This is a genomic window from Corynebacterium sp. HMSC056F09 (genome assembly GCF_001815785.1).
In the GTDB taxonomy this organism is placed as follows: domain Bacteria; phylum Actinomycetota; class Actinomycetes; order Mycobacteriales; family Mycobacteriaceae; genus Corynebacterium; species Corynebacterium hiratae.
The window spans coordinates 52330-70675 of sequence record NZ_KV821968.1 but is presented as its reverse complement, the minus strand read 5'-3'; the positions used below and the strand labels follow the sequence as shown (position 1 = coordinate 70675).

At 62.9% G+C, this 18346-nt stretch carries 20 protein-coding genes and 1 riboswitch; of the genes, 10 read left to right on the top strand and 10 right to left on the bottom strand.

From position 1 onward, the window contains the following. Position 1: 1 nt before the first annotated feature. A complete protein-coding gene (gene hemL, locus HMPREF3056_RS11235; protein WP_070754850.1) occupies positions 2-1336 on the bottom strand; it encodes a glutamate-1-semialdehyde 2,1-aminomutase in 1335 nt (444 codons plus the stop codon). Positions 1337-1538: 202 nt separating this feature from the next. Here hemL and HMPREF3056_RS11230 point away from each other — a divergent pair, with 202 nt between their 5' ends. From HMPREF3056_RS11230 to HMPREF3056_RS11215, 4 genes are all read left to right on the top strand, one after another. Further along, positions 1539-2012: a hypothetical protein gene (locus HMPREF3056_RS11230; RefSeq protein WP_010189769.1), complete on the top strand. Its 474-nt coding sequence runs from the start codon at positions 1539-1541 to the stop codon at positions 2010-2012. Between the two features lie 223 nt (positions 2013-2235). After that, positions 2236-3846 (top strand): permuted SH3 domain-containing protein, encoded by a 1611-nt coding sequence (locus HMPREF3056_RS11225; RefSeq protein WP_070754848.1) that lies wholly within the window; start codon positions 2236-2238, stop codon positions 3844-3846. Then, positions 3843-4517, top strand: coding sequence for an ABC transporter ATP-binding protein (locus HMPREF3056_RS11220; protein WP_070513416.1), 675 nt, complete (start codon positions 3843-3845; stop codon positions 4515-4517). Before HMPREF3056_RS11225 ends, HMPREF3056_RS11220 begins: the two co-directional genes overlap by 4 nt. Continuing rightward, positions 4514-5809 carry an ABC transporter permease gene (locus tag HMPREF3056_RS11215; RefSeq protein ID WP_070754846.1) on the top strand — a complete coding sequence of 432 codons (1296 nt, stop codon included), beginning with the start codon at positions 4514-4516 and terminating at the stop codon, positions 5807-5809. The genes HMPREF3056_RS11220 and HMPREF3056_RS11215 overlap by 4 nt, the downstream gene beginning before the upstream one ends. A 33-nt stretch (positions 5810-5842) precedes the next feature. Here HMPREF3056_RS11215 and HMPREF3056_RS11210 read toward each other — a convergent pair whose 3' ends face one another. Then, positions 5843-6157: a DMT family transporter gene (locus HMPREF3056_RS11210; RefSeq protein WP_046647795.1), complete on the bottom strand. Its 315-nt coding sequence runs from the start codon at positions 6155-6157 to the stop codon at positions 5843-5845. 11 nt (positions 6158-6168) lie between these two features. Further along, positions 6169-6239, bottom strand: a riboswitch (guanidine-III (ykkC-III) riboswitch). Between the two features lie 25 nt (positions 6240-6264). Between HMPREF3056_RS11210 and HMPREF3056_RS11205 the strand changes: the two genes are divergently transcribed. Then, positions 6265-7104: an NAD(P)-dependent oxidoreductase gene (locus HMPREF3056_RS11205; protein WP_070547309.1), complete on the top strand. Its 840-nt coding sequence runs from the start codon at positions 6265-6267 to the stop codon at positions 7102-7104. Between the two features lie 10 nt (positions 7105-7114). On the opposite strand, the gene HMPREF3056_RS11200 is transcribed toward HMPREF3056_RS11205, so the two are convergent. Next, entirely contained in the window at positions 7115-7762 is a 648-nt protein-coding gene (locus tag HMPREF3056_RS11200) for a Fic/DOC family protein (RefSeq protein WP_070513427.1), read from the bottom strand. A gap of 20 nt (positions 7763-7782) precedes the next feature. Further along, positions 7783-7962, bottom strand: coding sequence for an antitoxin VbhA family protein (locus tag HMPREF3056_RS11195; RefSeq protein ID WP_070513429.1), 180 nt, complete (start codon positions 7960-7962; stop codon positions 7783-7785). A 176-nt stretch (positions 7963-8138) separates the two neighbouring features. Between HMPREF3056_RS11195 and HMPREF3056_RS11190 the strand changes: the two genes are divergently transcribed. From HMPREF3056_RS11190 to HMPREF3056_RS11170, 5 genes are all read left to right on the top strand, one after another. Beyond that, the gene (locus tag HMPREF3056_RS11190) at positions 8139-8717 is read left to right on the top strand and encodes an ABC transporter ATP-binding protein (RefSeq protein WP_070516500.1); all 579 of its coding nucleotides are present in this window, start codon (positions 8139-8141) and stop codon (positions 8715-8717) included. Beyond that, positions 8717-9733 carry an ABC transporter permease gene (locus HMPREF3056_RS11185; RefSeq protein WP_070754844.1) on the top strand — a complete coding sequence of 339 codons (1017 nt, stop codon included), beginning with the start codon at positions 8717-8719 and terminating at the stop codon, positions 9731-9733. Before HMPREF3056_RS11190 ends, HMPREF3056_RS11185 begins: the two co-directional genes overlap by 1 nt. An 84-nt stretch (positions 9734-9817) precedes the next feature. Further along, the gene (locus HMPREF3056_RS11180) at positions 9818-11329 is read left to right on the top strand and encodes an ABC-F family ATP-binding cassette domain-containing protein (protein ID WP_070754842.1); all 1512 of its coding nucleotides are present in this window, start codon (positions 9818-9820) and stop codon (positions 11327-11329) included. Positions 11330-11397: 68 nt separating this feature from the next. After that, positions 11398-11655 (top strand): type II toxin-antitoxin system Phd/YefM family antitoxin, encoded by a 258-nt coding sequence (locus HMPREF3056_RS11175; protein WP_046647800.1) that lies wholly within the window; start codon positions 11398-11400, stop codon positions 11653-11655. Between the two features lie 5 nt (positions 11656-11660). Next, complete coding sequence (locus HMPREF3056_RS11170) at positions 11661-11915, top strand: Txe/YoeB family addiction module toxin (protein ID WP_046647801.1); 255 nt, start codon at positions 11661-11663, stop codon at positions 11913-11915. Here the strand turns inward: HMPREF3056_RS11170 and HMPREF3056_RS11165 are convergent, their stop codons facing one another. The 6 genes from HMPREF3056_RS11165 to HMPREF3056_RS11140 all read right to left on the bottom strand — a co-directional run bounded on the left by HMPREF3056_RS11165 (position 11916) and on the right by HMPREF3056_RS11140 (position 18341). Continuing rightward, complete coding sequence (locus tag HMPREF3056_RS11165) at positions 11916-13298, bottom strand: protoporphyrinogen oxidase (protein ID WP_070547306.1); 1383 nt, start codon at positions 13296-13298, stop codon at positions 11916-11918. Then, on the bottom strand, positions 13299-14339 hold the full coding sequence (gene hemE, locus HMPREF3056_RS11160; RefSeq protein ID WP_049154861.1) for a uroporphyrinogen decarboxylase: 1041 nt from the start codon (positions 14337-14339) through the stop codon (positions 13299-13301). Between the two features lie 38 nt (positions 14340-14377). Continuing rightward, positions 14378-14875 carry a hypothetical protein gene (locus HMPREF3056_RS11155; protein ID WP_046647804.1) on the bottom strand — a complete coding sequence of 166 codons (498 nt, stop codon included), beginning with the start codon at positions 14873-14875 and terminating at the stop codon, positions 14378-14380. Then, on the bottom strand, positions 14872-15585 hold the full coding sequence (locus HMPREF3056_RS11150; protein ID WP_046647805.1) for a hypothetical protein: 714 nt from the start codon (positions 15583-15585) through the stop codon (positions 14872-14874). The genes HMPREF3056_RS11155 and HMPREF3056_RS11150 overlap by 4 nt, the downstream gene beginning before the upstream one ends. Before the next feature lie 10 nt (positions 15586-15595). Next, positions 15596-16573 (bottom strand): porphobilinogen synthase, encoded by a 978-nt coding sequence (gene hemB / locus HMPREF3056_RS11145; protein ID WP_049154862.1) that lies wholly within the window; start codon positions 16571-16573, stop codon positions 15596-15598. An 85-nt stretch (positions 16574-16658) separates the two neighbouring features. Then, the gene (locus HMPREF3056_RS11140; RefSeq protein ID WP_070754840.1) at positions 16659-18341 is read right to left on the bottom strand and encodes a bifunctional uroporphyrinogen-III C-methyltransferase/uroporphyrinogen-III synthase; all 1683 of its coding nucleotides are present in this window, start codon (positions 18339-18341) and stop codon (positions 16659-16661) included. Positions 18342-18346: the final 5 nt, after the last annotated feature.

Here is an 18346-nt window from a genome sequence, read left to right as displayed (position 1 = left end):
TTTATTGCGGGCGCTGCGCGCTGGCAGCGGCCTGGGCGGCAGGCTTGAGAGCTGCCTCGATTACCTCAAAATCATTGTCCGTGAGCGCGTCAGAGACAAACCAGGTCTCGAAGGCTGACGGCGGAACGTACACGCCGCCTTCCAGCAGTGCGTGGAAGAAGGGAGCGAAACGCCAGGTATCGGCTGCCTGCATATCGGCGAAGTTACGGCCCTGGCCCTCGGCGAAGCGGATGGAGAACATCGTCTCCGCGCGCTGGATGTGGTGTGCCACTCCGGCGGCGCTCAGTGCCTCGGTGATGAGGCCGGTCAGGCGGTCCGCGTTGGCCTGCAGGCGCGGGTACAGCTCTTCGTTGGCCAGCTCCAGGGATGCCAGGCCAGAAGCCATCGCCACCGGGTTACCGGACAGCGTGCCTGCCTGATAGACGGGACCGGCAGGTGCCAGCGAGGCCATGACGTCGGCGCGGCCGCCAAAGGCGGCTGCGGGCAGGCCACCGGAGACCACCTTGCCGAAGGTCACCAGGTCACCCGCTACCCCATCGACGCCGAACCAGCCCTTGTAGGAGGTGCGGAAGCCGGTCATGACTTCATCGAGGATGAGCAGGGCGCCGTCGGCATGCGCGATCTCCTTGAGCGCCGCGTTGAAGCCCTCCTCCGGGGCCACGGTGCCCATGTTGCCGGCGGCTGCTTCCGCAATAATGCAGGCGATCTCTCCCGGGTGCGCGGCAAAGGCCTCGCGGACGGCGTCGAGATCGTTGTAAGGGACAACGATGGTATCTGCGGCCGAAGCGCCGGTCACGCCCGGGGAATCCGGGAGCGCGAAAGTGGCTACGCCGGAGCCAGCCGACGCCAACAGCGCATCCACGTGGCCGTGGTAGCAGCCTTCAAACTTCAGGACCTTGGCGCGGCCGGTGAAACCGCGGGCCAAGCGCACGGCGGACATGGTGGCCTCGGTACCGGAGTTAACCAGGCGCACCTGCTCCACGGCGGTGCGCTTGACGATGTGCTCCGCCAGCAGCGTCTCGCCCTCGGTCGGGGCGCCGAAAGACAGACCGTCGGCAGCCGCCTTCTGCACTGCCTCCACGATGGCCGGGTGGGCATTGCCGTGAATCATCGGGCCATAAGAGCTGACCAGGTCGACGTACTCATTGCCGTCGATATCCCAAAGGCGGGAGCCCTCACCGCGAGCGATAACGCGGGCTTGGCCGCCCACGGATCCGAAGGCGCGGACCGGGGAATTCACACCGCCCGGGGTGACCTTGGTGGCGCGCTCGAACCACTCGGCGGACTGGGACGTATTCTGCTGGTTTAGCTGGCTGGAGTTAGGCATAGCCCACATTGTATCGGTTTTAGCCCTATACAAAAGTTGGAGTCCCCTCGTGTCTTGCAGCCTCCTCTCCACCACCTCGCGAGCACCCTGAGCGCGCTCGCGCTGCGCACCCGCCATGGGAACGCTATGCTGGCAGCACACTGTTGATTCTGCCTTTCTTTAATTAAGCGCTGGGGTGCGCTGTGGGAGGCACTACTTAAGGGGGATTCCCATGGCATCGCGCCGTATTCTTGTCATTTTTGCTTGCCTTCCGCTTTCTGCCTGCGCTGCCACGCAGGCAGAACCTGCTCCGCGAGCCGAGCCCAACCCCACCACCTCGGCCCAGCTGCCTTCCTGGAAGCCTGATGCGGTACCCCAGCCGGTCAACCGCTTGGGTGACACCACCTCCATCGCGCCAGCTCCGGCTGAACCGGAACCTACGGCCGAAGCACCAGCTCCCGCACCCGTAGTAGCCGAAACACCCACGCCACGCGTCGAAGTAGAAACCGTCACCGTCCGCGCGCCAGCGCCCGCACCAGCACCGGCGCCACGCCCGGCCCCACCGCAGCGGCCCAAACCCAAGCTAGAACTGCCCGAGCCTCCGCAGATTCCCCTCCCGCCGGAAGTCCAGGAGGGTCTCGATCAGCTACCCAAACTGCCGCCTTTGCCGAAGGCGGAGGAGATCTACATCGATGTGCCCTTCTAAAAGTCAGATGCCACATACGTTTCGATCAAATAGTGGCAGAAAATCACCCATTTTCGGGACCTTAATTGATCGAAACGTCACCAGACCTCATAGCCTCGCACCATCTAAGGGTAGACCCTGATCTACCTCCTATATTCCCCCCACTGCGCATGACAAGACACATGCCCGAGAGTTAATCTGAACCCGATTTCAATGACGGCGTTAACCTGACAGTAAGGGATTCATGAATAAGAAAGCTCTCGGCATCACTGCTGGCGCTATCGCTGCGGTTCTCCTCGCAGGCGGCGGTGGAATGTACGCACTAACCAGTGGGTCTTCCGATATTCAGCTCACCGCAACCGATGTCACGAAAACCACCAAAGAAGACCTGATCAGTTCCGTCTCCGCCTCCGGAACGGTTTCTGCCGAGCGCGAACTCTCACTGACCACCTCGCTGACCGGCCCCATCCAGTCTTTAGACGCGAAGGTGGGCGATCGCGTCGAAGCCCAACAGTTGCTCGGCCGCATGGACACCACCGAAACCGAGCGCGAGCTCGAGGCCCAGCGCACCTCCCAGGAGGCCAGCAAGCTCGAGGCCGTCCACCAAATCGAGGATGCCCAGCTCCAGCTGCGCCAGCTTCAGGATTCCCTCGACCAAGGCCTCAACCCCGAGGTCAACAGCGCCCAGTCCGCCGTGAACTCGGCGCAGACCGAGTACGCCGAGGCACAGCGCAAGCTCGATGATGCCCTCGCTGCCAAGGGCGACCGCCCCGAGATTGCCGAAGCCCGCGCCGCCGTCGAGCAAGCACGCTCCGGGGTGCGCGATGCTGAGTCCAAGTCTTTCCAGTCCGCACTGGCCTCCCTCGGCACCGCCACCGAAGATCCTTCCGGAATCAACACTGCCAGCGCTTTCTTGAGCTACCTCGATTCTGACGAGGCCGTGCAGGACTCCGAGCGCCAGCTCAAGCAGTCCGAGGAATCCTATGGTCGCGTCCTCCGCGGCATCGACCGCGAGCTAGGCGAACAACAGCGCGCCACCGCCGCCTCCTACCAAGCGGTTGCCGATGCCGAACGCGCGCTGCAAGCCAGCAACCTCGCCATCGAACAGCAGATTTCCTCCCAGTCCCAAGCGGTGAACCACGCGGTGGAATCGGCGGCGTCGGCAAGCGCGAACAACGCCAAGGAAAATGGGCCACTGGAGTACCGGCTCTCCCAGGCCGACCTGCGCTCCCCACTGGCGGGAGTCATCACCGCCGTCAATGGCGAAGCCGGTATGCCCGCCGAAGGCCCCATCCTCACCGTGGCGGATGACTCCTCCCTGTTGGTGAAGTCCACGGTCAAGGAGGGCGATATCGCCCGTATCAAGGTCGGCGATGAAGTTTCGTTCACCTCGCCGTCGAGCCCCGGCAAGGAGTTCAAAGGCAAGGTCACGTTCATCTCCCCCACCGCTGAGCAGCCCGACGCCGAGGCTGGCGCAGGCGGCGGGTCCGGCAAACCAACTGGCTCCTCCAAGCCCGAATTCCCAGTGCACATCCGTGTCGATGGCAACCGCGAGGGGCTGCGCCTCGGTTCCACCACGAAGGTAAAGATCATTACGAAGAAGGACAAGAACGTCATCACCGTGCCGCTCTCCGCCATCTATGAAGAAGGCGGCAAGAAGAACGTCCTCGTCGTCGACAACGGCACGATCCAGGCGCGCGAGGTCAAGGTCGCCAGCGAATCTGATTTCTCCGCCGCCATCTCCTCCGGCCTCAAGGAGGGCGAGACCGTCATCAGCCAGGCGGATACGCACAAGGACATGGTCGGCATGTCCGCCTCCGTCGATGGATCCGATGCTGCGGAAGAGAACGCATGAGCCGCCTCATTGAGATGCGGGGAATCGTCAAACGCTTCAACGAGGGCCTCGACAGCGAGCTGACCGTCATCCCGGGCCTCGACTTCAGCGTGGAGGAGGGCGAGTTCGTGGCCGTCGTTGGCCAGTCCGGATCCGGCAAATCCACGCTGATGAACATCATCGGCTTGCTCGACCGTCCCACCTCCGGCGAATACCAGCTGGCAGGCGTGGATGCGCTGGCGCTTGGCGACGACAAACTAGCCTCCTTCCGCGGCCAAAAAATTGGTTTCATCTTCCAGAACTTCAACCTGATCGGCCGCATGTCCGCGCTGAAGAACGTGGAGATGCCCATGGTCTATGCGGGCGTTTCGGCCCACGAGCGCACCCAGCGCGCGGAAGAGCTTCTGGAGATGGTCGGTATGAGCGACCGCATGAACCACCTGCCCAATGAGCTCTCCGGTGGTCAGAAGCAGCGCGTGGCGGTGGCCCGCGCCTTGGCCAACCAGCCGGAGATTCTCCTAGCGGACGAGCCCACCGGCGCGCTGGATTCGCAGACCGGCCGCATGGTCATGGACCTCTTCCACGAACTGCACCGCACGCATGGAAAGACCATTTTGTTTATTACCCACAACCCGGAATTGGCTGATGAGTGCAGCCGCACCGTCACGATGAAGGACGGTGTGCTGTCATGAATTTCGCTGAATCCACCAAGATGGCGCTGACCAGCCTGCGCACCAACAAGATGCGCTCGGCGCTGACGCTCTTGGGCGTCATCATCGGCATCGCCGCGGTCATCGCCATCGTCACGCTCGGCCACTCCTTGCAGGCTTCCGTGCAGAAAGACTTGGACAAGGTCGGCGCCAATAACTTCACCGTCCAGGTCAAGGAGCGCCCTGAGGAGGGCGAAGAGGAAGAAGCCGATGATCCCTTCATGGGCGGCGGCTTTGTCGAGGACGAGTCCTCGATGCTCACCCCGGACATGCTGGACCGCGCCAAGGAGGTCTTGGGAGATCAGATCGCCGGCATCAATATCGGCGAGTACAGCTCCTATTCCGGTGCCCTCGTGGTCGAGGGCACGTCCGGGGAGGAGACCGCCAACCTCCTCGTCCGCCCGACCAACCCGGACTATGTCTCAGGCTCGTCCTATTCCATCGTGGCCGGGCGCTTCCTCAGCGAGGATGATATCGACTCCAGCCGGGCAGTAACGATGCTGGATAAGGAAACAGCCACCAAGCTTTTCGGCGCCCCTGAAGACGCCATTGGCCAATACGTAAGCTTTGAAAGCCAGGAGGCCTCCCCGATTGAGCTCGCCGTTGTCGGCGTTTTTGAAGAGCCCCAAACCGGACCTCTGGTGGGCGGTGGTCCCAGCCAAACCGCCTTCGTTCCTTACCCGCTGGAGGCCGAGTTCTCCGATTCCCCGGGTGCTGGCACCGCGTTCAGCGAAGTCACCGTTCGCGGCAACCCGGATTTGGACAAGGCCGCGGTGGCTAGCAACCTGCAGCGCGTCTTCGATAGCTACTACGAGGACAACCCTGACTACATGGTGAAGGTGTCTGACTTCAGCGATGACCTCGCATCCTTGAACCAGATCTTCACCACGATGAGCTTGGTGCTCGCGGCTATCGGTGGCATCTCGCTGCTCGTCGGCGGCATCGGCGTGATGAACATTATGCTCATCACCGTCACGGAGCGCACCCGCGAGATTGGCATCCGTAAGGCGCTTGGCGCACGCCGCCGCGATATCCGTATCCAGTTCATCACGGAGGCCATCGTGGTCTGCCTCATCGGCGGTCTCATCGGCATCGCCATCGGCACCGCCGCCGGCATGGCGGGCGCGGCCGCCATCGGCTCACTCGTAGCGCCGCCGCTGTGGGCGGTCATCCTCTCACTGCTCTTCTCGCTGGCTATTGGCCTCTTCTTTGGCTACTACCCCGCGGGCAAGGCCGCGAAGCTGGACCCGATTGAGGCGCTGCGCTACGAATAAGTGTCGCGTCGTCGTTTCAAACGACGGCGCCCCCTAATGCACCACCTTCAGCCCCACGATCCCACCAATAATCATGGCGAGGAATAGCACCTTCCATACCGTGGCCGCCTCGTGCCCGGCGGCGAAGGAATAGATGACGGTGACCACCGCGCCCACGCCGGCCCACACCGCGTAGGCCGTGCCCACGGGGATAGACTTCATGGCCCAGCCCAACCCGCCCATCGAAATGGCGCAGGCAACGAAAAAGACCACCGAGGGCCACAGCCGGCTGAAGCCCTCCGACTTATCCAGCGCCGCCGCCCACACGGCCTCGAAAGCACCAGAGAAAATCAACACGAACCACGACATGGCCAGCCCTTTCTGGCCGTCTTGTCGCGTCACCGGGTACGGCTCCCTCGTCCGGGGCTCGCATAAATCGCGGCGAGCCTGCCCACAATAATGGCACACTGGGCGGCATGAAGATTGCATTTCTAGGTACTGGCCGCATGGGCACTGAACTCGCCCGACACCTCCTCAAGAACCATGAGCTCACCGTGTGGAACCGCACCGCCGAGCGCGCGCAGCCGCTGGTCGATGCCGGCGCTACCCTCGCCGATTCCCCCACCGCCGCCGTAGAAGGCGCAGAGGTCATCATTACCTCGCTCTTTGGCCCCGATGACATCCGTGAGCGAGTCATCGAGACCAATCTCATCCCGGACGGCGTGACCTGGATCGATACCACCACCGTCTCCCCTGACGCCGCTCGCGAATTCGCCGCCGCGGTCGACTCTTATGTCCACGCGCCCGTCGTTGGCTCTCTGGGCCCGGCGCGCGAGGGCAAGCTCGGCGTCTATGTGGGCACGCCTGACGACGACCGCCGCGAACTCGCCATGACCATCGCCGAGTCCTGGGCCGATGAGAACAAGCTCATCGGCGTGGAATCCGCCGCCACCGCGGCGATTGGAAAGCTCCTGGCCAACCTAGCCCTCGCCGTTACCGCCGAGGGCGTACTGGAAGCACTGCACCTCGGCGAGTCTGAGGGCCTCGATTCCGAGGTCATCCTCGAGATGCTCGACATCACTGGCCTGGCCTTTATGAAGAATATGAAGGGGCCGTTCATCACCGGCGAGCGCAACACCACTCCGGGTGACTTCACCGTGGATGCCCTGTGCAAGGACGCCAAGCTCATGGAGATGACCGCCAACAAGCCGCTGCCTGCAGTGGCCGCCGCCATCGAGCGCTTTGAGGAGCAGCAGGCCATGGGCCACGGCGACCAGGACTTCTCCTCCATCTTCGTCTTCCGCAACAAGGGCTAGGCCCGAGCGTTTAGACGGCCCGCTTTCCGACGAGCCCGCGCAGCACCTCCTCCAGCTGCGTGTTATCCCCCGTGTCCTGGCTGTGAAAGCGCGCGGCAATAAACTCCGCGCGTACGCGGCTATCACTCGCTAGCCGCTCCACATTAAGTTGGTATCCTGCCGCCGTAACCAGCGCGTCAAAGAACACCGTCTGTGTGCGGGTGTTGCCTTCTCTAAAGCTGTGCACCACATTGAGCTCGCCCCACAGCTCCGCCAGCTTGGCCACAAACTCATCAATCTCTAGGCCGCGCAGAAAATCATCCTTCGCCAGCCCCGCAAACAACTTCTCTGCTGCCTTCGTCATTTCCGGCCCCGCCGGATAGTAGGCATGCCCAGCCTTAATCATGAACTGGTCTGTAGGGGCAGTCCGCTCTTCACCCGCCCATTCATACACATCCTGAAAAAGATGTCGATGTATGTCCTTGAAGTGCGCGTAGTCAAAAGCACCTTCCAGAGGAACTATGTAAAGCTGAGCAATTCGAGCGTTGACGGCAACGGTTTCAAGATGATTCAGTCGTTCTAAGTCTGGCTCCCCAAAGGGATGTTCCTCACTTAAGAAGAGATTGCGCAGAGTCCTCGTACCTGGAATGTAGTAGTCATCCCAATTCTTTTGTCTCATCCCCCGATTCCTCCCATAACTTAATTGAGCTGGGACTTAGCCTTCGTGATAGCTTCATCGACCGTCATCTCTCCTGAAGCGACGGCACGGACAAGCGCTTCCTGCTCCGCATCCATATCGTGCCCAGCCAACAGCGATACCCCCTTGGCAAACGTCACGCTATCTTCAACGCTCTTCCCTGTTCCTACTGTGCTTGTCATGTGGGTATCCTCCCGAGTTTTCAACTACATTTTCTCTCATTTTAGCAGCTCACAACACCAATCCCAAGGGCGCTTCCCATCTCGAGAACAACGTTCAGGGCGTGCATTTTGCTAAACTTCATCAATAAGTTTTGACTATTGTCAGCCGCCCAATGCAAGGAGTTCGCCGCCCACCAATGCTTTCCATCGACGCCGATTATGGGCATTCCACGCCCCTTGGACATCTTGAGAAGGACTTCGCCCCAGGCCGCATCTATGGCCTCGCTGGGCCCAACGGTTCAGGTAAATCCACGTTACTTGCCACGCTCGGCGGTGAGCTTGCGCCTCTCGAAGGCTCAGTGGAGTGCGACGGCCGTCCCGTCGGCACGAAGGAGCAGCCGGGTGCTGTGATTACGGTAGCCGAGCCGGTTTTTCTCCCCGACCTCACCGTGGGCGAGCACCTGGACTTGATAGGAAAGGCGGCAGGGGTGGACGTCGCCAAGCTCTGCGAGCTCTGGGCGCTTGAGCCTCTCCTTCCACACCCTGCCTCGCGCCTGTCCTCGGGCCAGCGCCAGCGCGTGTTTCTGGCTGCCCAGCTGTACCAGCCGGCGCGTGCTTTGCTTATCGACGAGCCCGAGCGCCACCTCGACGCCACCTGGACCGAGTTCCTCGCAAGCGAATTGCGCTACCTAGCCGACGAGGAGAATCGCTGCATCGTCGTGGCCTCGCATTCCGACACCATCACCCAGGCCTGCGACGAGGTGGTGCAGCTGTGATGCGCGTGCTATCGCGGCTAGGTGATGGCATTTGGTACCTCATCCTCGCCGGCATCGTCTTCGGCTTCGGTTATACAGTCTGGCAAGAAGTCGGCGCAGTCCTGCCTATCATCCCGGCGCGAATCACGCTGACTGGTGTCGCTCCTATTGCCGGCATCGTGGGACTGCTCGCTCTCATCGTGTTCGCCGAGACTCTTTATCCCCTACGGGCGCTATCCCGGGAACGTTGGGTGTACGTTGATCGCCCGCGCGGCAGGCTCCGCGGCACGGACTGGATCACGTGGGCGCAGCTGATCAGCTTCGGGGTGTTGGGGCTCGGCATCTGCGTGTCCACCGGGCTATCCCCGTGGTTCGCGCTGGCAGTCCCAGCCCTGCGTTTCGTCGTGGGGTGGCGCTCGTTCACGCTGGCTTCGCTTCTCAGCGCTGGGCGCACGCGCCTGGTCGGTGGATCTGGCCTTGGCCTGCTTGATTCGGAGGTCACCTCCGATGCCATTGCGAGCCAGTCCGCCTGGATTCCTCGTCGCGCCCATGCGCCCTCCACGTTGACGGGTCTCTTCTTCCGTCGTCTGGGACGACGGTGGTACATCGGCGTCGGTGCGCTCGCGGCCCTCGGCTTGACATTGGGGTTCGCCCCACAGCTCGGGGCGCTGGCTATCGTCGGATTCATGTCCGCGTGGAGCATCGTCGGCGCGGCGGTTGGGCGCGCCGCCTCCTTCGGCCGCGTCAGCGACGATGCATGGCCAGACTGGGGCCTTCCCCTTATCGCTTCTGTGGGCACGGCGCTTCTTGGTGCCGGTGTCCTCCTCTTGGTGTGGAAGCTCTCCGCCATCGCAGTGGCGCTCATTGTTGCGGGCCTTAGCTGGGCGTCGTTTAAGCGTTCCCGCCCGGCACAGGTAGACAGCATGTCCATGCTGGACAGCGGCGGCTTCGGCGTCTCTTTCTCCCCCGAGGTGCTGCACTACATTGCCCGCGGCACTCTCGGCCTTGGCGTGGCGGCCCTTGCGCTGGGGTATTAGCCGGGGCTAGTCTTTCGGACATGAAGATTTTTTCCTAATTCGACGTCACTCTTTTACGCGACTTACTCGAAGGTGGATTTCTTCATGCCTATTTCTTTTTCTCATCTCACCGTCATCTGGCCCGACGGCACCCCTTGTTTCACGGATCTCACCGGAACGTTTTCTTCCCACTTCACGGGCTTGGTGGGGGCGAATGGTTCCGGAAAATCAACGCTAACCAAGGTGCTTGCTGGCCTCGTTGCCCCGACTTCGGGAACGGTATCCGCGGATTCAGTCCTCTATGTCGACCAGGATCTAGGCCTCCATACGTCTGACACCATCGCCGATGTCTTTGGCGCAACAGATGTCCTCAGCGCCATTGCCCGTATTGAGGCTGGCGAATACTCGGAAGAGCTCGCTGCCGCTGTTGGTGAGCAGTGGGACTTAGCAGAGCGTATTGAAGCAGCTCTCGACGCTGCGGGTATCCCCTTCCCGCTGGATCGCACTATCGGCACATTGTCGGGTGGTGAAGCCGTGACTGTGGCGCTGACCGCCGCCTTCTTCCGCAAACCGGATTTCCTGATCCTCGACGAGCCCACCAACAACCTGGACTCCGAATCGCGCCAGCGCCTGCTCGAGCTCATTCGCACCGCGCCGATGCCGGTTCTCCTCGTCTCACACGACCGCGAGCTCCTCGAGTACGCGGACAGCATTGCGGAGCTCTACCACGGAACGCTGCGCGAGTTCGAGGGAAACTACTCCTCTTACCGCGCAGCGATTGATGCCGAGCAGGATTCCGCACAGGCCAAGGTCAGGGAAACCAAGGCCAACCACCGCAAACAGATCCGCGAGCGCGCCGCTATGCAGACCCGCATCGCCCGCGATGCCCGCCGCGGCAAGAACTTCGCCGCCTCGAAGCGCAAACCCGGCATGGCCATGGGCTTGGACAAGAACCGTTCCGAGCGCTCCGCCGCTGGGCGTTCTCAACAGGCCAACGATGCAGTGTCTGCCGCCCAGTCGGCGCACGACAAGGCACAGCGCGCGCTTCGTGACGACACCCATGTCCACATCGACCTCCCCGGCACAGAGCTGCCCGCGGGCACCCGAGTGCTCGTCAGCGATCTGCTCAGCATCACTGGCCCCGAACGCGTTCGCCTCGCCGGGCCCAACGGCAGCGGCAAGACCACCTTCCTCAACCGCATTGTCCGCGGCGACGTCGAATACGCGCTGCCCTGTGGATACATCCGCCAGCGCATCGTCTTGCCTGAAGAGAAATCGGTGTTCGACATCGTGCGAGAGGCCAACCCCAGCGCCGACCCCCAGTTCCTGCGCGACCAGCTGGCCCAGATGCTCTTCATCAACGACAAGATCCACCAGCCCGTGGGACAGCTTTCTGGTGGCGAGCGCTTCCGCGTCGAAATCGCCCGCGTCCTGCTCAGCGATCCAGCCCCGCGCTTCCTGCTTCTCGACGAACCGACAAACAACCTCGATATCCCCACCACCGACTGGCTGATTGAGGTGCTCACGAGCTACCGCGGGGCATTCATCCTGGTCAGCCACGACGAGCACGTATGCGAGCGGCTAAACCTAACGCGCACTGTTCACGTGGCCTCATAAACTGAAACCTCTCTAGCGCTCATCCCCTTTTCGTTGTACAGTTTCTTGTACAAGAAGGGAGATAGCTTATGAAAACCATGTCTTACTCGGAATCGCGAGCAAGATACGCCGAGGTCCTACAGTCGGTCGTTGATGACCGTGAGGAAGTCATCATCACTCGCAATGGTCATGAGTCTGCAGTCATCGTTTCCTTAGATGACTACAACTCTCTTCGCGAAACCGCATACCTTCTGCGTTCCCCTCGCAATGCCCAGCGCCTGCTTGACTCCATCGAGAGTCTCAACGCCGGGGAAGCAACGGAGCACGAGCTCGTTGAGGAAGATTAAGCTTCATGATTCTTTCGTGGACAGAGGAAGCATGGGAGGACTACCTCTGGTGGCAAGCTCACAACAAGAAGATCCTCAAGAGAATCAATAGCCTCATTAAAGACATTGCACGAAACGGCAATGAAGGGATAGGAAAGCCCGAACCACTCAAGTTCGAGTTGGCCGGGTTCTGGTCTCGGCGAATTACCGAAGAGCACCGACTGATCTATCGCATTAAGGGCGCGACCATCGAGATTGCTGGGTGCAGATACCACTACTAGCTAGTTGACGAGCGCCTGCGCGGCAGCGCGGGCACCCGCGATGACGGCGGGCACGCCGACTCCATCAGCCCAGGCGCCGGCGGTGGCGATACCGGGGACGTCGGCAAGCTTGGCGCGGACCGCGGCAACGGTGGCCAGATGCTTTTCGTCATAGCGGGGGATGCCGCCGAACCAGCGCTGCGTGTAGATCTCCTCCACGCCGGCGGCGCGGCCGTCGAAGCCTGTGATCTTCTGCAGGTCATCGAGGGCGTAGTCCACCAGGTCATCCTCCTCCGCGCGCACGAGGGCGTCATCGCCGAAGCGGCCGAAGGAGGCGCGCACGAGGAAGCCCTCGCGCTCGTTCAGGTGCGGCCACTTATTAGAGGAGAGAGTGAAGGCCTTGGCGCGCAGGTCAGGCTCATCGGAGGCGACGAGGATGCCGGTGGCCTCCGGAAGGGAGTTGCCCTCCGGATCCGTGGCGGAGGCGAAATTGAAGCCGACAACCACAGAGGAAGCCAGCTGGACGGTGGACAGCTCCTGGGCGGCCTCGGGGGCTACGGCCTTGAGCAGGCGCGCGGTGGTCGGTGCCGGGGTGGCAAAGAGCACGCGGTCGAAGGGGCCGATAGCCCCCGGCGCGCCCTTGACCTCGAAGGCATCGCCCTTGCGCGTCACGCCGGAGACGAAGGTGTCCAGGTGGATCTGCGCACCGGACTTGTCAGCCAGGGCCTCGTAAAGCTCGGCGTAGCCGCCCTTGAAGGTTCCAAAGACGGAGCCTTCGGCCGGGCTGCGGCCGGACTCGATCTGCTTGATTGCGGCCGACAGCGTGACGGGGCCGTCCTTCGCCAGTGTGTCCAGCGTGGCCGCCAGGTGCGGAACCGTGGCGCGCAGGCCTAGGTCGTCGGCCGTACAGGAGTACACACCGCCGAGCAGCGCGGAGACCACGTGGTCCACCACGTCATCGCCGTACTGCTGGCGAACGAGCTGACCCACAGAGACATCCCCGCCGATCTCCCACTCGAAGGGCTGCTCGTTGGTGATGCGCTCGTTGGTCGCCTCGGAGAAGAAGTCCTGCGGCTCGGAAGGAATACCCATGACCCCGCCCTGCGGCAGGAAGTGCAGCTCGCCGCCGGTGTACACGCGCGGGCGCAACTCCGGATTGGGCTCCACAAAGGAATCCTGCAGGCCGAGCTCCGTGAAGAAGTCCACGGCGTCCTGGCGGCGGCGGATGAAGGCCTCCGCGCCCATGTCCGTCGGACCGCCGTTGAAGGCCACGGTGTGCAGCTTGCCGCCGATGCGATCCGCTGCTTCAAAGACGAAGATGTCGTGGGAGCCCTCAGTGTTCTGCTTGATTTCCCATGCCGCGGTGAGGCCCGCGAGGCCCGCACCGATGATCGCGATCTTCATTTAGCCCTCCTCGTGGATGATGGCGACGGCACGGGTAATGGCCTCCGCCTCCGTGGTCGGCAGCACGCCGTGGCCAAGGTTCCAGATGTGTCCACGCAGGTTGCCTGCCGCGCGGGCGGCATCTATTTCTGCCTTGATGGCGCGTACTTCCTTGCGCACCGCATCCTCGCCGGCGAACAGCAGGGCTGGGTCGAGGTTGCCCTGGAGAATGTCCGCGTTGACGCGGGCCGCGGCGGCATCCATGCTCACGCGGTAGTCCACGCCCATGACCTCAGAACCGGCCTCCGACATCGCGCCGAGCAGCTCGCCAGTCCCCACGCCGAAGTGAATGCGCGGCACGCGGCCTTCTGCGACCTTAAGGATCTGCTCCGAATAAGGCAGCACGAACTCGCGGTAATCGCGCTCATTGAGGTAACCCGCCCAGGAATCGAAGAGCTGCATGGCGTCGATGCCGGCATCCAGCTGGAGCTCCAAGAAAGAAATGATCGTCGGGGTCAGGCGCTCCATGAGCTGGTGCCAGGTCTCCGGATCGGAATGCATGAGTGCCTTGGTACGCTCGTGGTTCTTCGAGGGGCCGCCCTCAATGAGGTAGCTGGCCAAGGTGAAGGGTGCGCCGACGAAGCCGATGAGGGCCTGCTTGTCGGTGAGCTCGCTCAGAATGATCTCAATGCCTTGGCGGACCTCGGGCACATCCACGTCGAGGATAGGCAGGTTGTCCACGTCCTCCGTGGTGCGCACGGGTGCATCCATGACGGGGCCGCGGCCGGGGACGATCTCCACGCCAACGCCCGCGGCTTTGAGCGGGACGACGATATCGCTGAACAAGATGGCGCCGTCGACATCGTGGCGGCGCACCGGCTGCAGGGTGATCTCCGCGAGGAGCTCCGGCATGAAACAGGAATCCAGCATGCTGATTCCCTCGCGCACCTTGCGGTACTCCGGCAAAGAGCGCCCCGCCTGGCGCATGAACCAGACGGGCGGGCGGGAGGGCGTGTGGCCAGTAGCGGCAGCAATTAGCGGCGCATCAGACAGTCGAGACATACCGTCCATTATGAATCAAAAGTTGGAGTAGGCGCCAATCAGGAGTTTTGGGCGCGACGGGCCTTGATGAAAGCCGTTGAATCCGGGTGAAAGAGGAAGTAGATGGCCACCATGAGCGCCATCGGGATAAGCAGCAAGAGCAGCCCGCCCACGCCCGCGATCAGCGCCGCAATGCTGACGAACATGGTGTAGGCAGACACCGCGGTGATGATGCGGCGCGCCCATACTGAGCCGCTTGCCAGCTGCGCGGAGCAGGCCGCGATGATGACGGCACCCACCACGTTGGAGATGGCCGCAAAACGCGTGTTGAAGCGGATATAGTCCACCTGCTCCGGGCTGAGCTGGGTGTTCGTCACCGATGTATAGGAACCAAAGATCCCCACCATTCCGGCGGTGAGCATGACAATTGCGGCAATCACGCAGACCCAGTAGGCAATGCGCAGCTGCGAAGGCCAGGTGGAAAAGTCTTGCTCACCCTGCTTCTTAGGGCGGCGTGGGCGGCGGTTATAGTCCGCGGGACCGGGGCGCTCGCTCATCGCTTGCCGTCCTTGTTGTCTTCTTTCTCCCTGTCCTTTTCTTTATTGTCCTTGTTCTTCTTCTCGCGCTCCTCCAGGTTTTCCTGGCGGCGCTGCTCCTCCATCTCCTTGCGCATCTGGCGCAGCTGCTCCATCTCGCCGGTGTACTCGAGCACCTCTTCCTTGGTGGAGAACATCAAGCCCATCACGGCCGCCACGCCGACGAGGATCTGCACGGCACCATCGAGTAAGAAGAGCCAATCCGGCGCGCTCGCCCCGGCGGGGCTGCTGATGAAGACGATGAGCACGCGGAGGCCAAAGTAGAGGGAGAAGGCGAACCACAGGCGCCGGCCAGTACCGGCTGCCTTGGAGTTCTTGTGGATAAAGCCCAGCATGATGCCCAACAGCACCACGATGGCGAGTGAAATCAGCGAGCTAAACGCCACCGAGCCATAGCCCACGAGCTGTACGAGGGCATCGCTGACGTCCTGCCCGGACTTCTCCGCTGCGGACTCCGCCGTAGTGCGGGCCTGGGCAAAGAGCTCCTCCCTATTCAGCAGGGTCAGCACGATGCTCAAGACCAGGTGCACCACCTCGAGCACCAAGGCAACGGTCCACACCTTGAGCATGAGGGAGACGGCTTCGGTGCGCTTGGCCTGCTCCTTATCCGGCTCCGTATCCTGCTTCGCCGGCTTGTGTGCCGACGGCGTAGTGTTCGGGCTGAACGTCACGATTCTCCTTTTACTTGAGCAAGCGGGCGGCGTCCGTGGCGAAGTAGGTCAGGATCTGATCCGCGCCCGCGCGCTTGAACGCGGTCAAGGACTCCAGCATAACGGCCTCGCCATCGATCCACCCGTTCTGGGAAGCGGCCTGAATCATCGCGTACTCGCCGGAGACCTGGTATACAGCTACCGGCACGGAGGAGCGCTCGACAGCACCGGCCAGCACATCGAGGTACGGCAGGCCAGGCTTAACCATGACGATGTCCGCGCCTTCCTCGATGTCCAGGTCCACTTCCAGCATGGACTCGCGGAAATTACGCGGGTCCTGCTGGTAGGTGCGGCGGTCGCCCTCCAGGGAGGAGCCCACGGCATCGCGGAAGGGGCCGAAGAAGGCCGAAGCGTACTTGGCCGAGTAGGCCATGATGGCAACATCCTCGTGGCCGGCCTCATCGAGGGCCTCGCGGATCGCGGCAATCTGACCATCCATCATGCCGGAAGGGCTGACCATGTGCGCGCCAGCACGGGCCTGGGAGCGGGCCATATCCTGGTAGAGCTCCACGGTTTCATCGTTGAGCACGCGGCCCTGGTCATCGACCACGCCGCAGTGGCCGTGGGAGGTGAACTCGTCGAGGCAGGTATCCGCCATGACGATGAGGTCATCGCCGAATTCCTGACGCAGCTCCGCAATCGCCACGTTGAGGATGCCCTGCGGGTCCCAGGCCACGGAGCCGGTCGCGTCCTTATCCTCTTCGCGCGGCACGCCGAAGAGGTCAACGCAGGTCACGCCCGCATCGAGGGCCTCGTGCGCGGCACGCTTGAGGGAATCCAGGCTGTGCTGCTGCACGCCCGGCATGGAGGGGATATCACGGGGTTCGTTCAGACCGTCGACCACGAACATCGGGAGGATGAGGTCGGAGGGGCGCAGCGAGGTTTCCGCAACCAAATCCCTAAAAGCCGGGTTCTGACGTAGGCGGCGGGGGCGGCGAGCAATGCTCATGAGTAAAAACTCTCCTTTGAGCTACGAGAAAATTGAACTACCTTCTCGACTCTAGTCGCCCCTCTCCTGCCCGCCCAGAAGCGGTCTACGCCGTCTTCTTGCGCGAGCGGCGCTTCTTGCGCGGAGCAGGAAGGTTGCCGGCAGCGCGCAGGGCCGCGACGTGGTCAGCGAGGGCGTCGACAAGCATCGGCACGTCCGCGACCTCCGGGACCACGTCCACGCGCAGGCCCACCTCCTCGGCCGCCGCCTTGGTGGAGGGGCCAATGCAGGCGATGATGGTGCGGGTATGCGGCTTGCCCGCAATGCCGACGAGGTTGCGCACCGTCGACGGCGAGGTAAAGGCCACGGCGTCGAAGCCGCCGGTCTTGATCATGTCGCGGATCTCCGCGGCCGGCGGGGCCGCACGCACCGTGCGGTAGGCTACGACATCATCGACTTCCCAGCCCAAGTCCAGCAGGCCAGTCACCAGCGCCTCGCCGGCGATATCGGCGCGCGGCAGCAGTACACGCCCCACGGCGTCGATATCCTCAACGTAGTTGGGGAAGACCTCCACGAGGCCCTCGGCGTTCTGCTTCGTCGCCGGCGGCAACAGCTCCGGGACCATGCCTTTGGCGCGAATAGCATCGGCGGTCTTCTGCCCCACCGCAGCTAGGTGCACGCCGGCAAAGTCGCGAGCGTCGAGGCCGAGTTCCGCGATCTTCTTCCACACTGCGCTCACCGCATTGACGGAGGTGAACACGACCCACTTGTAGCGGCCCTCGACAATGCCCTTGATGGCGCGATCCATCTGCGCCGGGTTGCGCGGCGGCTCCACGGAAATAGTGGGCACCGACTGCGGAATGGCGCCGTGGCCGGCCAGGCGAGCGCTCATCGCCGCGGCCTGCTCCTTCGTGCGCGGCACCAGCACGCGCCAACCATAGAGCGAACGATTCTCCCACCAGGAGTACTTCGAGCGGTCATCAAAGCTGCGCCCCAGCGTGACCACGAGCTCGCCCGGCAACTCAGCATCGAGCTTGCCGAGTGTTCCCAGCGTGGTTTCGTGGGTGCGCTGCAGACGCGTGGTGCCGTGCACGGTGACGTACGCTTCCGTCTCCGCCGGCATCCCGCGCTCCACCAGCTCGGCGGAAATAACCGGCAGGTCATCTGCCGTGGCCTGCAAAACCAGCGGCTGCGTCGCGGTGGCCAGTGCGTCCCAGTCCGCGCCTTCCGTGATATCGGCCTCGGTATAGGTCGCACCAAGAGCAATGCCCGCGAAGGACGGAACCGTCGAGGGCAGAGACATGCCCGGGACCACCTGGAATTCCATGCCAGCGGCGGCCACGGCGGTGATCTCCGCCTTGATGGACTCACGGTTGAGCGGGTTACCGGTAACCAGACGGATCACGTCGTGCCCCTCGGCGCGCTCGAGCGCGTTACGCAGTTGCTTGACGACGTCCCCCTCGACCTCCTCAAACACCGCCGCCGTCGGCGGTGCCGGGCGTGGCGGCTTGCGGCGCGCACCCGCTTCCTTGGCAGCGGCGCAGATGCGCTCGTACTCTTCCTCGGCGGCGTCGAGAAGCTCCTGCGGAACCGGCACCTGCTGCGCCACCATGTCACGCACGCCCTGCGAGACCCCCGGGTCGGTGACGACGTTGGCGGTCGTCTCCAGAACCTCGCGGGCGCGGACGGTCAGCAGGTCGGGATTACCTGGGCCGGCACCGACGAAGACGACTTTGCCCAGATCAGACTTACCCAGCTCAGGCTGGGTATCCGGCACGGCATTGCTCATAAGGT